Genomic DNA, 12,921 nt, shown 5'->3' with positions numbered 1-12,921 from the left:
GCCATGGCTGGCGGGTTCATGCATGGGTGCTGATGGGCAACCATTTCCACCTGCTCCTTGAGACACCGGAGCCGAATCTCGTGACGGGAATGAAGCGGCTGCTGGGGACCTTCAGCCAGGGCTGGAACGCCCGCCGAGCGCGGCGCGGGCATGTGTTTCAAGGCCGCTACAAGTCGAGTCCCTACTAGTTCCGGATCGTCGCGGACTACATTCATCTTAATCCAGCCCGTGCCGGGTTGGCGGAGGCCCGACGCGGTGGACTGGCGTCCTACAAGTGGAGCAGTCTGCCATAGTACGCCAAGGGCAGGGAGCCCGAGTGGCTGGTGACGCAACGAGTCCTGCGGGCCTTTGAGCTGGCTGAGGATGGCCGCGGACGCCGGGCCTACGTTTCTTGGTTGGAGGCAAGGGTGGCCAGCGACGGAGGCAGGGTGGATGAGGCGGCGATGAAGGCCTTGAGGCGCGGCTGGTATCTGGGTGAGCCGGACTTTGCCGATAAGCTCCGTGCCTTGGTGGAGGGCAAGCAGCTTGGAAAGGTGGCAGGCCGTGACCATGCTGCGAGGGCGCATGACGCAGTTGCCGCCGAGGAACTTGCCAAGAAGGCCTTGGAGAGTCTGGGATTGCCGCAAGATGCTGAGAGCCTTTCGGATTTCCGCAAGGGGGACCGCCGCAAGATTCTCGTGGCACTGCTTTTGCGTCGCGCCAGTTCGGTCGGTAATGGATGGCTTGCGGAACGCTTGGCGATGGGACATCCGTCAGCAGTGAGCCGCTTGGTCACCTCGGCCCAGAAGCAACCGAAAAATCAGAAGGAATTGAGGAAACTGGCAATAATGTTGAAATGCAGCACCTGACCCCACTGACGATCGCCTCGGCCTGATCCCTCACGGCTTTCGTCGAGTTCTGGTTCAGGCCCGTGCCGTGGCCGACGATGAACAGGGTGGTTTCCTGCTCCGCCACATTGGGTGCGACTTCGCGCGCCCGTCGCAGGATGAGGTCGGTCATCGACGCGTGGACGCCGACCGGCAGCGTGTAGTGCCAGGTCTTTCCATGGCGTTGGGTGGTCGGACCCTCGAGCTCCAGTTCGCGGGGGATGACCTCCTGGGTGAAATACCCTTCGCTGATGAAGTCCGGCACGACGTAGACCTCGTCGGCCTCGATGAGGTAGCGGGCCTCGCGCATCGACGGCTCCTCCTTCCAGAAGCAGCAGTGGACCTCCGAAAAAAGCTGACGATCACGGATCTCGTCGGCGTGATCGAAGTAGGGAGTGGAAGAGTCGGGATTCTCGGTGGAGCCATGACCGACGATGAGAAGGGCGGTCCCTGGCTTCGGGGAAATCGGCATGCGCCGAAGCTGCGCGGGATTCGCCGGGGCGCAAGCCGAATAGCGCGTTGCGGGTCGCGTCTCGCCGGGTTGTGATGGGGAGGTGCTGGAGGAGCTGGAATTGTGGATCGATGATGCCGAGCGCGACGGGTGGCGCAACATGGCGGTCGACGACTGGTTGCAGGAAACCGCACGCCGCCCGGTGCTCAGGATCTACCGGTGGGAGTCTGGCTGGGGAAGTTTCGGCTACTTCGTTCCGCTGGCTGAGGCGGTGGCTCTGTTTCCCGGATTGAAGCTCGTCCGTCGGCGCACCGGTGGGGGTATTGTCGATCACCGGAAGGACCTGACCTACACGCTGGTCGTGCCCTCGGGTCATCCGCTGGCGGATCAGCGGGGCGGGGCCAGCTATCGGTTCATCCACGAGGCGCTGGCCTCCGCTTTGTCGTCGGAGGATCCGGACCTGCGACTTGCCGGCGGGGCGGTGGCGGTCAGGGGGGGCGACTGTTTCGCCCAGCCCGTCGAACACGATCTTCTCGACCACAAGGGCAGCAAGATCGCCGGGGCCGGGCAGCGCCGCTCCGCCGATGGGTTGCTTCACCAGGGTTCGGTGGCGCATCTTCCCGACTCCGGTTTTCCTTTTCGGTTCGCCGCTTGTCTGGCCGGGAAAGTGGGGCATTTTCAAGGGGGACCCGGCCTCCCGGAGATCGAAAGCCGGGCGCGCCGCTTTCGCGATCCGCGCTGGGCGGCGCGCCGATGATCCCGCCGGCCGGGGCAGAAGCGGAATGCCCCCGAGGTTTGGCCCGGACCCTGCTACGAAGCCCCCCGAAACCCATGTTCGACCACTTTGAGACTGATCTGTTTTTCGACGAGATGTTCGAGTCGGACGGATCGGTGCGGCCGCATTGTTCGCCGCTCCTCGAGCGGTTTTCGAGCATCGAGCGGGCGGATTTCGAGGCACGCCGGCAGGCATGCGACTCGCACTTCCTGCGCCAGGGGGTGACCTTCAACGTTTACCACGACGACAAGGGAACGGAGCGGATCTTTCCCTTCGATCCCGTGCCCAGGGTGATCCCGGCGGAGGAGTGGGATCTGCTTGAGGCGGGGCTGTCGCAGCGGATCATCGCGCTGAATCTCTTCCTGCACGACATCTACCACGAGCAGCAGATCCTCAAGGATGGGGTGATTCCCGCCTACTACATTGAGAATGCCAAACACTTCCGACCCGAGTTCCGGGGGATCGATGTCCCGGAGGACATCTACATCCAGATCTGCGGGAGTGACCTGATTCGCGGCGACGACGGCCAGTATTTCGTGCTGGAGGACAATGCCCGATGCCCGTCGGGTGCTTCCTATCTGCTGGAGAACCGCAACGCCCTGAAGCGGGCCTTCCCCGGGCTCTTCGATGCCATGGGAGTGCGACCGGTCGACGCCTATCCCCGCGAACTGCGGCGAATGCTGGAATTCATCTCACCCCACCGGGAAGGCGATGCGGTCTGCGTGCTGCTGACGCCGGGGTGCTACAACAGCGCCTACTTCGAGCACTGCTATCTGGCCCGCGAAATGGGCATCGAGATCGTCGAGGGCAAGGATCTCGTGGTGCTCGACGACTTCGTCTACATGCGCACCACCAAGGGGCTGGAGCGGGTGGACGTGATCTACCGCCGGATCGACGACGACTTCATCGACCCGACCGTCTTTCGCAAGGACTCGGTGCTCGGGGTGCCCGGGATCATGCAGGCATACCGCGCGGGGAACGTCGCTCTGGCAAACGCGGTCGGCACGGGCGTGGCCGATGACAAGGTGGTTTATCATTTCGTGCCGAAGATGATCGAATACTACCTCGGTCAGCAGCCGATCCTCCCGAACGTGCAGACCTATCTCGCGTATGAGGACTCCGACCGGAAATACATCCTCGATCATCTGCCGGAACTGGTCGTCAAGTCGGCGAACGAATCGGGGGGCTACGGCATGCTCATGGGGCCGACGGCCTCGAAGGCGGAGTTGGAGGAGTTCCGGGCGAGGATTCAGGACGATCCGAGAAACTTCATCGCCCAACCGGTGATCAGCCTGTCACGCTGCCCGACATGGTGCGGCGAGGGATTTGAGGGGCGTCACGTCGATCTCCGTCCCTACATCATCTATGGAGAGAGCGTGAAGATCGTCCCCGGTGGCCTGACCCGGGTCGCGCTCAACAAGGGCTCGCTGGTCGTGAATTCATCGCAGGGCGGGGGAAGCAAGGACACCTGGGTCCTGAGAGGCTGAATCATCATGCTGTCGAGAGTCGCCAACTGCCTCTACTGGATGGTCCGCTACATCGAGCGGGCCGACAACCTCGCGCGCCTGATCGAGGTCAATGAACGCCTGCTGCTCGACCTGGGCTGGAAGGACGCGGCCGGTCTTGACGCCCTGTGGCGTCCGGTGATTGCCAGCTCGGGGGACGAGGAGCTTTTCGAGAGCGCTCATCCCGACGGCCTGCGGCGCGAGGCGATCGAGTTTCTCACCATCGACACCGACAATCCCAATAGCATCGTCTCGTGCATCGGCCAGGCCCGCGAGAATGCGCGGATGGTCCGCGACCAACTCGCCGAATCGCTTTGGGAGGAACTCAACGGGCTCTATCTCTTCGTTCATTCGACCGAGGGTGCGGCCTTGGTGCGGTCCAACTCGACCGCCTACTACGAGCGGATCCGGCGCTCGACCTTCGCCTTCCATGGAATGGCGGCGGCCACGACACTGAGGGGCGAGGCCTGGGATTTCATGGACCTCGGGCGTCACCTTGAACGGGCCGACAAGACCACCCGGTTCCTCGACATCACGACCTTCATCGAAGCCCAACCGGATCACTTCGGGCTGACTGCCGACGAGCATTGGCTCGCGATCCTGCGTTCCTGTGGTGGATTGGGAGCCTTCCGGGTGAAGCATCGGGGAAGATTCACCCGCCGGAACATCACCGAGTTCCTGGTCCTCGCCCCCGATTTCCCCCGTTCGGTGCGCTACTGCGCCGCTCGCATCGACGAATGCCTGCATGCCATTTCCGGAACTCCCCGTGGCGGTTTCGCCAACGAGGCCGAAAGCCTGTCCGGTCGCCTTCTTTCCGATCTCGCCTTCTCGTCCTGCGATGATGTCCTGGCCTTGGGACTCCACGGCTACCTCGACGGTCTCCAGCAACGTCTCAACGCGATCGGCGAGGCGGTATTCCGGGCGTTCATCCTGTTGCCCGACGAGATCGAGCAGCGCCCTCCGATTCCCGCCTCTTCGGTGTCCGCGGTGGTGAAATGGCAAATGGAGCAGCAGCAGCAATGACCCGGACCGATGCTGCATCGACCCCGGCTTGCCAAGCCTCCGGGGAAACCCTTTCCTCCCCGCCCGTGACCCCGGGCCCAAAGTATCAGGTGCTTCATCGGACGACCTTCGAGTATGCTTCGCCGGTCACCGACAGCACCAACGTCCTGCACCTTGAGCCGCGGACCTTTCCGTTCCAGAAGACGCTGCAGAGCTTCATCGAAATCAAGCCCGCCACCCGCCTCCGGGGATTCCGGGACCTGTTCGACAACATCACCCACCATTTCGAACTGCCCTCGCCGCACGACCGGTTGCAGATCACCAGCCGCCTGCGGGTCCAGAACCTGAAACTCGAACTTCCCGAAGCCGCCCGCTTCGACGGCTTCGAGGCGTATGAGGATCCCGACACCCGCGAGCGGGTTTGGCCTTTCCTTCAGGAGAGCCGCTACGTGTCCAGCCACCCGATGATCTGGAAGCAGGCGGTCGATCTCGGCGCGGATGCGACGTCGATTTTCGAGAAGGGAATGGCGATCATGCATTGGATCCATTCCGAGTTTCGCTACGACACCGGGGCGACCCACGTGAGCACCCACTTGGAGGAGGCGTTCGAGCACCGCCACGGGGTTTGCCAGGACTTCACCCACGTCATGATCGGCCTGTGCCGGTCGGTCGGAATCCCGGCGCGCTATGCCTCCGGCTACCTCTACAATGGACCACGCGACGACCTCATCGGAGCCCAGGCTTCCCACGCGTGGCCGGAGATATATCTGCCCACGATCGGGTGGGTCGGATTCGATGCGACCAACGGCAACCTTGCCGACGAGCGCTACATCAAGATCGCGGTGGGGCGGGACTACGACGACGTTGCCCCGGTGAAGGGCAGCTACCACGGGACCGGGCACTGCCGGCTCTCGGTCACTGTCGAGGTCGAGAAAGTCGGGGATTGAGTCAGCCGGCGTCCGAGAAGCTCGGAATCGCGGCCAGCAGTCGCTTGGTGTAGTCTTCCCTCGGGTTCCGGAAAAGTGCCTCCGGTTCTCCTTCCTCGATGATCTTGCCCTGATACATCACGAGGATCCGGTCGGCCAGGTAGCGCACCACGCCGAGATCGTGGGAGATGAAGATCATCGTCAGCCCCAACTCGCGGCGCAGTTTCTTGAGCAGATTCAGGATCTGGGACTGGATCGACACATCGAGGGCCGACACCGGCTCGTCGGCGATGACCAGCTTGGGCTCGGGCGCGAGTGCGCGGGCAATGGCGATCCGCTGGCGCTGGCCGCCGGAGAATTCGTGCGGGTACTTGCGCTGGAATTTGGGGTCGAGACCCACGGTTTCCATCAACTCGGCGATCCGGTGGGAGAGGTCATCCCCGGCGGCCTTGGGATGGCGGCGGCGGATTGCCTCCCGGAGGGTCGCGGAAATCGTCATGCGCGGATTGAGCGAGGCGTAGGGGTCCTGGAAGATCATCTGAAAATCCAGGCGCCGACGCCGGACCTCGGGACCCGGGAGAGTGGTGAGTTCGGTTCCGTCCAGCACGATGCTTCCCGAGGTTGGCGGAATCAGCTGCATGACGGTCCGCGAGAGAGTGGACTTTCCGCATCCCGACTCGCCGACAAGACCCAGAATTTCTCCCTTCTCGAGCTGCAACGAGACGCCGTCCACGGCCCGGATGGTTTCCCTGTGGCCGGCGAGGAGCCCTCCCTTTCGCTGCGAGAAATGGGTGTGAAGATCGCGGATTTCGAGGTGGGCCACGGCAGGAGGCTGGGGGAGGCTGCGGGTTTGGGCAAGTCAGCTCGACTTCCCGCTTGTCAAAACCCGTTTCGCCACGGAACGTCCCGCCCGTCCGGGGCGTAACTCAGCCTGGTAGAGTGCCTGCTTTGGGAGCAGGATGTCGTCAGTTCGAATCTGGCCGCCCCGACCATTATTTTTCAAGGCTTTGCGGGCTTTTCGGTTGGCTTGACAGAATCGGCGGTGCCCTTAAACTGCCCTTAAAGTTGATTTCGCAGGCGGGAATCGTCGCTTTGGGCAGCCTCCTAGGGGGGAGTCGGGTCGTTCGCATCCACCCCAAGGGGCTCTGAGGACTCGGGCTTCTGCGGCGATTGAGGCTTTTCGCGAAGCGATGAGTGCACCGTGTCAGGACCCCGTGAAAATGGTCGCCAAGGCGATCGGCGGTGACACAAGCTCGGCAGTTGCGTTGATGGGCGTGATTTTCAACGGAATCCTTGAACCGGGTTTTTGCGACTACACCAAGAGTTCCGATCCACTCATGGATGAGTTGAGGTCTTTCCACCTCGGGATAGTGGATGACGAGGGTTCCGTGGCAGCAGTGGTGCGCTGGTTGTTGACGCCGATTCGAGAGTTCCAGCAGGACTGGGGATACCGCTTCCGCGATGTCCAGCCGGAGCAACTCAAGCAGTTCCTGTTGTCAAAGAATCCTGCCAACCGGTCGGACGACGACGACTACCTTTCGTGTTGGTATGGGGGCATTAGCGATCGGCTGGGCTTTGATCCGGAAAGGCCCCTGCGGAACAGCCCTCAGGGACGCCTCCGTCTGGTGCAATACGTGCGCGCCGCAAGGCTCGTTCGGGATGAACTCTTGCCTCACCTCGACTTCTTGCTTCATCCGAGGGTGCTGGTCGAGGAGACGCCGTTGGGTCAGACCATGCAGGCGATCAAGGAATGCCATGGGGCCTTGGCGCTGGTCTATGGGGGTTGGTCGATACCCTACTCCTGCCGGAGGACCTATTCCGGAAAGTACATCTTTGGATTCCTGTCCCGTGGGGGTGTGGTTGAAAAATGGTCCAGCTTTCAATTCAGAACCCCGACGGCATCTCTGATCTTCCATGCCGAATCGGCGGACTGGAAGGATCCGGAGGTGCCCTGTGTCGTCTGCAACGCACTCCTGTTCCAACCGAGGCGGGCAATTGGATCACAGGAATCCCTGTTGCGGGTCGACCCGCCCGAGGAGTGGACACAGGCCCTTGGCAAGGAGTTGGCTGCCCGTCCTCGTGCCGAAACGAGATACGGCTGGTGGGATGAGGAGCAAGCGGAACGCTCTGCCTTCGAGAAGCGCTATCGGCGCTACCTGAAGGGCTGCAAGGAGATGAAGGTCCGTGTGCTTCGCCACTTGCCCGTGCTGATCTATAGAATGCTGCGCGCGGTTTACAGTTTTCATAAGACCACACCCTCGAAGCGGCAGCTTGCGGATGCTGCGTTCCGGCATGCCAGAATTCTGAGGAAGCGCCACGCGGATCTCTGGGAGCGGTTGGCATACGGCAGGGTTCTTCAGGAGCCAGTCAACCTACCGAATCAGATCGCAAAAACGATTCGGGAGATGCAGCCGATTGATCGCAATTACCTGCTGCGGGGACTCAATCCTCGCCAGCTTCGACTCCGCTTGACGACGCTGGATTGGTTGTTGTGTGAGGGGGTGATCTTGGAGGACTCGGCCGGAGACTACGTGATGGGCCCCGAGCCTGACCTTGATGGCAAGCTTCGGCGCATGCGGGAGTCTGTCTGGAACGCCAACCGGGATGAAAGAGTCTCCGTATCCTAATCATCCGGCACCGGACGGGTTCGCGGGTTTTCTTGGCGGTGCCACCATGCCTGCCAAGGAAACGGATTGGGTGCGGTTGACGGCCTCGGCCGCCCTGAACCTGGCGGATCTGGCAGGGGTGTCGCCGGTGGTGCCACTCGCGCAGATTCTGCTGGCCGGCGCAGGGGTAAGTGGGTCGCGGTTGAGTTGGCGACGAGAGGGGGAGAAGACTCCGAAAGCAGGGCGGCCTTCGGTGACATTTCTCGGACCAAACGAGAACCTGCCTCGGTGGTTCCGTTTTCAACTCTCACCGCTGCTGGCGTGGCACGAAAAGTCGAAAAGGATGGCGGCGGAACTTGCCGCATCTGAGCCTCGGCGTCGGAACACCCAAAATCACGAGGAGTTGGAGGAGTTGATCGGTGGGTGGTGCCCCGAGCTTACCCGGGAGAAACGTCCTGCCCCGAAACCGGAGGAAGTGGACGTGGATCTGCTGATTGATGTCCATGCGCGGATCGGCCGAGTCGCCGTGGAGCCCAATCAGTTCGGGCGCGACCGTCTCGTGATTCTGAATGGGGATCCAGCCTATCGAGCAATCGGGCGGGCTTCGGGGCATGGACCACTCCTCAAGTCCGGGTCTCTGAACGAGGGGCCCGGGCTGCGGACGACGCTCCACGGGTGGTCGACGGCCAAGGCGTTCCGCAAGATGATGCGGGATCGGGGGCCCGAAGAGATTCTCTGTTATGGCTGGTTGATCCCCGCTGACCGACTTCCGACTTCCGAAGCAGGCCTCCCGCCGGGCTCTCCGATGATGCTCGGGATCTACCAGCACCTTCTGGATCTGCGATATCTCGAAACGCCGAACATTTTCACTCCGAACTGTGTCGTGGCTGACTTGCTTGATCAGGCCGACCGCAAGTGGCGACCGCCCCGCTGGTGTCGGATGGAGCCACTCGCTGGCCTGCTGCGAAAGCATGAACCTGTCGCTTGGCAGTTCGCCGCGGCGCTGTGTCTGATGTCGCTCAAGGTGCAGCGTCCGCCCGATCAGCACTGGATGCTCTGGACGCTGGCCGCGCGCTTGGCCCGGTGGATCCGCGCGGTCCACTGCCGGGAGGTTCGTCTTCTTTTCCCTGGCCCGGCTCACGATCCTGCCGAGAAGGTATCGTGCATCATCGCCGACAAGCTGCGTCTTGCCCCGCACAGCACCCGTGACCTGGTGAGGTGCTGCCACAAGGAACGGACCGAGGTGGTCCGTGGGCATTTGTACCGCATGAGGGACGAAGGCTGGGTGGTCGAACTCGACGAGGATCGTTGGCGACTGGGCTTTTCTGCGTTGCCGAATGTGTCAGCAGATCTGTCGAAAATTTCCCGTTGGCCAATCTTTAGGGACGCATCCTGATCGTGGCATTCGTTATGGGCGAAACTCATGCGCCACGTGGCTGGAGCCGGTGGTTGGATGAAATTCACCCCTCTCCGTGTTAAATGACCATGAACGCTCCGGGGTGCTCTTGGAGCGTTCCCTCATGTCATGCCCCGGAACCTGTATTCCCCGAGGCTGTCGGATGACGTCGTGCGTGCGCTCTATCGCGAAGCACAGCGCCGTCGGATGCCCATGACCCGGCTGGCGGACGAACTCATCACGGCCGCCCTGGCCGATCGTCCGTGCAGCACCGGTAACGCCGCCCCACAGGCGGCCGAACCGTTCCCCGGGAGGAAGGCGGCCTGAAGCCGTCACGACTCCCGTTCCCTGACACAACCACCAAGGCCCGCCCCGGATTCACTCCGGGGCGGGCCTTTTCACGTAACGAAACCAACAACCACAACAACCAGCCATGGCCGTCAAACTGATCGCCAACTACAGCAAACGCCTGGGACTCCCGGGCTATTCCAGTCACCAGTTCGCCGTCTCGATCGAGACCGAGCTGGTCCATACCGACCAGGTCGCCGACGAGGCGGCCCGCGTCTACCGGCTGCTCCAGACCAATGTCGACGAGCAGATCCGATCCACCGGCTTCGTCCCGCCCGACAACTACGGGATGGACGACTCCGCTCCGACCAATGGCAGCAACGGCCATTCCCCAAATGGGGAAAGCTGGCGCTGCAGCGACAAGCAGAAGGAACTCATCCTGAAGCTCGTCGACGAGCACTCGCTCGACAAGAACGAGATCGACCACCTCGCCCGCCAACGCTTTGGCAAGGGGGTGCGGCAGCTCAACAAGATGGAGGCCTCCGGGCTCATCGACGAGTTGCTCGAGACCCACGGCGGAAAGCCCCAGCGCCGTTCCAGCGGCCGGGCCTACGCCAACGGGAAGGGAGGTCGCTCATGATCGCCCCGACCCAGCAGGCGGTGGCGCCCGCGCCCCGGACCCTCCCGGACCACATCTCGCCCAGCGCGGCGAAGTCGTACCTGTCGTGCAGCCTGCGCTTCTTCTTCGAGCGCGTGCTGCGGCTGCCGGCCCCGGTGTCGCCGTCCCTGCATCTGGGGAAGGCGATCCACGCCGGCCTCCAGGCCTTCCACCTCGCCCGCTGGCGGGGTGGAAATGATTCGCCCGAGATGCTCGCCGGTGTCTTCGAGGTCGAGTTCCAGCGGCTCGAGCAGGAGGAAGGCCCCGTGTCATGGAGGGACGACAAGGCTCGCACCAAGGCCCGGGAAGACGGGCTGCGGGTGCTGGCCGCCTACCTCGACTCCGGGGAGGCACCGACCGAGCGCCCCAAGGCGGTGGAAGTGCCCCTCGACCAGAAGCTCGACGGGCTCCCGGTGCCGCTGGGCGGTGTCATCGACCTCGTCACCCACGACGGCGTCCCGGTGGACTTCAAGTCGGCCGCCGCACGTCCCGACCCGAAGCAGGCGGCCTTCGACCACGAGATCCAGTTGGTCAGCTACCAACTGCTGGTCGAGGGCGCGACGGGAGAAACCCCTCCGTCGCTCGACCTGGTGTTCCTGGTGAAGACCAAGACGCCGCAGGTCATCCGCGTCAGCACGCCGCCGGCGGACATCGCCCGCAAGTCGCGGGTCGTCGGCCTGCTGCGGCTGGCGGTGGAGGGGATCGCCGAGGGGCGGTTCCATCCGCAGCCCGGGATGCACTGCTCCTGGTGCCCCTTCCGGGCCGAATGCGCCGCTTGGCCCCATGGCATTCGTGTGGCGGCGTGATATTCAAAGAAGCCCGGCCCGGAGCCCGATAGGGCGAAGGGCCGGGTTCCTACGTCTCGCCTGCATCTTGCAGCACGCGGGCTTCGAGCGCAGGTGAAATCCAGAACCGTGCCCGCTCGCGAAGATCCCGGATGACCGGAGAAAGCCGCGGGATCAGGCCGCCTGCCTTTGCCTCGCTCAGGATCCCCAGGGTTCCGGTAAATGGCAGCCCCCTGGAAGATGCCACCGCCCGCGCCTGGCGGTCATCGAGGATGAGCAGCGATCCGGGGTTTTCCATGGCCAGCGCGAGACACTCGGCCTCGCCAGGATGAACCATGGAACTCAGCCCTTCCACGAGGAGCTGGTCGGCAGGCGCCAGAACTTCGAGCGCATCGGCGGCCTCCGCCGCTGCCGGAAACAGTTCCCGTTTTGCCTTCAACTCTGCAACCACCGCCGGTGGCACGGAGAATTTTCCGAGCAGTTGATCCAGCAGTTCAAGCTGACCAATTTCGGCCAGGTTGATCACCGGGGTCGTGTTGCAGACGATCAACCGGCGTTGCGCCATGACCCGAGTTGCTCCCGTTCCATCTCGTAGTCGCCTTCCGACAGCGGTTGCGGAAATCCGTGCTCACCGAGCCAATGTTGGAACTCCGCCTTTTCCATGCCGGCGAGACGGCATGCCCCGGCACCACCGATGATCCCGTCCCGGTAGAGCGCCGCCGCTAGACGACGCAGGAGCTCCCGCTCGAGTTCCGCCGGAGGAATGCGTGCACCCTCGAGCGCCTCGCCCGGCAGAGTGAGAGTCACATCCTTCATGCCCGGAGCCTAATCGAGGCGGGAAGGATCTGCCAGTTCGGATTCGAGCGGCCACCACGCCTCTTCCCGGCGTCCGCCCGACCCCGTGTCGCGGCGGGCATTTTCATTCTCCGCACGCGAGGGCGGCTCCGGTTTCCGGGGCCGCCCTGCGTGCTTTCTGAAAACAACAAACAACCACCACTGAAACATGATCCACATCCCTTCCGAATCACTCAAGGCCGCCGGGCGAATGCTCAAGCGGCTGCGCACCAAGCAATGCACCCTGCCGGTCCTCAACCACATCCTGGTCGAGGCGGGCCCGGATGAAGGCATTCGCCTCACCGTCTGCAACCTCGACCAATGGCTCACCACCCGCGTCCCGACGGATCGCCCGTCCGACACGGTGGAGTCGCTGCTCCTGCCTGCCGACGCCTTCCAAGCCGCACTCAAGGCCGACAAGGGCAGCGTCGTCACCTTCGCCCGCAAGGGATCGAAAGGTGACCGTCGCCTCCGCCTGACGATGACACGCGGCGGCATCACCGTCGAAACCAACCACCCGACATTGGAGACCGAAGAGTTTCCGCCCTGTCCGCATGTGCCGAAGGGCATCGAACCCACTCCGGTCCCCGGTCGCACCTTCGAGATGGTCGGTGAAATCGCCGTCTGTGCCTCGAAGGATTCCACGCGCTACATCCTCAATAGCGTGCTGCTCACGCCCGAGGATGGTGGCATGATCGTCGCCACTGACGGACGCCGACTCGCCGCCACGGCGGCTAGCCCGCATTTCTCATACTCCCGGTGGCGATTCGCCGATGGGGGGCTCGATCTCGGTGAGAGATGAGATCAGCGGCTTTTGAGCACCCTCGGC

General features: G+C 63.2%; 15 protein-coding genes and 1 tRNA gene. 12 read left to right on the top strand and 4 right to left on the bottom strand.

Annotated elements, in window-relative coordinates; translation table 11 throughout:
* Both ACG2LG_RS22740 and ACG2LG_RS22735 read left to right on the top strand, forming a co-directional pair.
* Nucleotides 1-188 (top strand): transposase (locus tag ACG2LG_RS22740; protein ID WP_396262994.1); only part of this gene is annotated, 188 nt, incomplete at its 5' end.
* A gap of 255 nt (nucleotides 189-443) precedes the next feature.
* Nucleotides 444-848, top strand: coding sequence for a hypothetical protein (locus ACG2LG_RS22735; RefSeq protein WP_396262992.1), 405 nt, complete (start codon nucleotides 444-446; stop codon nucleotides 846-848).
* Here ACG2LG_RS22735 and ACG2LG_RS22730 read toward each other — a convergent pair.
* Nucleotides 772-1,338 (bottom strand): CbiX/SirB N-terminal domain-containing protein, encoded by a 567-nt coding sequence (locus ACG2LG_RS22730; RefSeq protein WP_396262990.1) that lies wholly within the window; start codon nucleotides 1,336-1,338, stop codon nucleotides 772-774. The genes ACG2LG_RS22735 and ACG2LG_RS22730 overlap by 77 nt on opposite strands.
* Nucleotides 1,339-1,420: 82 nt before the next feature.
* Here ACG2LG_RS22730 and ACG2LG_RS22725 point away from each other — a divergent pair, with 82 nt between their 5' ends.
* The 4 genes from ACG2LG_RS22725 to ACG2LG_RS22710 all read left to right on the top strand — a co-directional run bounded on the left by ACG2LG_RS22725 (nucleotide 1,421) and on the right by ACG2LG_RS22710 (nucleotide 5,546).
* On the top strand, nucleotides 1,421-2,074 hold the full coding sequence (locus ACG2LG_RS22725; protein WP_396262988.1) for a lipoyl protein ligase domain-containing protein: 654 nt from the start codon (nucleotides 1,421-1,423) through the stop codon (nucleotides 2,072-2,074).
* Nucleotides 2,075-2,148: 74 nt separating this feature from the next.
* Nucleotides 2,149-3,579 (top strand): circularly permuted type 2 ATP-grasp protein, encoded by a 1,431-nt coding sequence (locus tag ACG2LG_RS22720; protein WP_396262986.1) that lies wholly within the window; start codon nucleotides 2,149-2,151, stop codon nucleotides 3,577-3,579.
* Between the two features lie 6 nt (nucleotides 3,580-3,585).
* Complete coding sequence (locus ACG2LG_RS22715; RefSeq protein ID WP_396262984.1) at nucleotides 3,586-4,620, top strand: alpha-E domain-containing protein; 1,035 nt, start codon at nucleotides 3,586-3,588, stop codon at nucleotides 4,618-4,620.
* Nucleotides 4,621-4,685: 65 nt separating this feature from the next.
* Complete coding sequence (locus ACG2LG_RS22710) at nucleotides 4,686-5,546, top strand: transglutaminase domain-containing protein (RefSeq protein WP_396262982.1); 861 nt, start codon at nucleotides 4,686-4,688, stop codon at nucleotides 5,544-5,546.
* Between the two features lies 1 nt (nucleotide 5,547).
* On the opposite strand, the gene ACG2LG_RS22705 is transcribed toward ACG2LG_RS22710, so the two are convergent.
* Complete coding sequence (locus ACG2LG_RS22705; RefSeq protein ID WP_396262980.1) at nucleotides 5,548-6,348, bottom strand: ATP-binding cassette domain-containing protein; 801 nt, start codon at nucleotides 6,346-6,348, stop codon at nucleotides 5,548-5,550.
* A 92-nt stretch (nucleotides 6,349-6,440) separates the two neighbouring features.
* Here ACG2LG_RS22705 and ACG2LG_RS22700 point away from each other — a divergent pair.
* The 5 genes from ACG2LG_RS22700 (at nucleotide 6,441) to ACG2LG_RS22680 (ending at nucleotide 11,279) form a co-directional block, all read left to right on the top strand.
* Nucleotides 6,441-6,517: transfer RNA gene (locus tag ACG2LG_RS22700), tRNA-Pro, on the top strand.
* 222 nt (nucleotides 6,518-6,739) lie between these two features.
* On the top strand, nucleotides 6,740-8,152 hold the full coding sequence (locus tag ACG2LG_RS22695; protein ID WP_396262978.1) for a hypothetical protein: 1,413 nt from the start codon (nucleotides 6,740-6,742) through the stop codon (nucleotides 8,150-8,152).
* On the top strand, nucleotides 8,130-9,527 hold the full coding sequence (locus tag ACG2LG_RS22690; RefSeq protein WP_396262976.1) for a hypothetical protein: 1,398 nt from the start codon (nucleotides 8,130-8,132) through the stop codon (nucleotides 9,525-9,527). The genes ACG2LG_RS22695 and ACG2LG_RS22690 overlap by 23 nt, the downstream gene beginning before the upstream one ends.
* 433 nt (nucleotides 9,528-9,960) lie before the next feature.
* Complete coding sequence (locus ACG2LG_RS22685; protein ID WP_396262974.1) at nucleotides 9,961-10,455, top strand: hypothetical protein; 495 nt, start codon at nucleotides 9,961-9,963, stop codon at nucleotides 10,453-10,455.
* Complete coding sequence (locus ACG2LG_RS22680) at nucleotides 10,452-11,279, top strand: RecB family exonuclease (protein ID WP_396262972.1); 828 nt, start codon at nucleotides 10,452-10,454, stop codon at nucleotides 11,277-11,279. The genes ACG2LG_RS22685 and ACG2LG_RS22680 overlap by 4 nt, the downstream gene beginning before the upstream one ends.
* Before the next feature lie 49 nt (nucleotides 11,280-11,328).
* Here the strand turns inward: ACG2LG_RS22680 and ACG2LG_RS22675 are convergent, their stop codons facing one another.
* Both ACG2LG_RS22675 and ACG2LG_RS22670 read right to left on the bottom strand, forming a co-directional pair.
* The gene (locus ACG2LG_RS22675) at nucleotides 11,329-11,784 is read right to left on the bottom strand and encodes a DUF3368 domain-containing protein (RefSeq protein ID WP_396262970.1); all 456 of its coding nucleotides are present in this window, start codon (nucleotides 11,782-11,784) and stop codon (nucleotides 11,329-11,331) included.
* Nucleotides 11,785-11,804: 20 nt separating this feature from the next.
* Complete coding sequence (locus ACG2LG_RS22670; protein WP_396262968.1) at nucleotides 11,805-12,074, bottom strand: UPF0175 family protein; 270 nt, start codon at nucleotides 12,072-12,074, stop codon at nucleotides 11,805-11,807.
* Between the two features lie 187 nt (nucleotides 12,075-12,261).
* Here ACG2LG_RS22670 and ACG2LG_RS22665 point away from each other — a divergent pair, with 187 nt between their 5' ends.
* Nucleotides 12,262-12,894 carry a hypothetical protein gene (locus ACG2LG_RS22665; RefSeq protein WP_396262966.1) on the top strand — a complete coding sequence of 211 codons (633 nt, stop codon included), beginning with the start codon at nucleotides 12,262-12,264 and terminating at the stop codon, nucleotides 12,892-12,894.
* The last annotated feature ends 27 nt before the right edge of the window (nucleotides 12,895-12,921 follow it).

This window comes from Haloferula sp. A504, from assembly GCF_044385805.1.
Classification (GTDB): domain Bacteria; phylum Verrucomicrobiota; class Verrucomicrobiia; order Verrucomicrobiales; family Akkermansiaceae; genus Haloferula.
The sequence above is the reverse complement of the archived record's forward strand: the minus strand, read 5'-3'. Positions and strand labels throughout refer to the sequence as shown.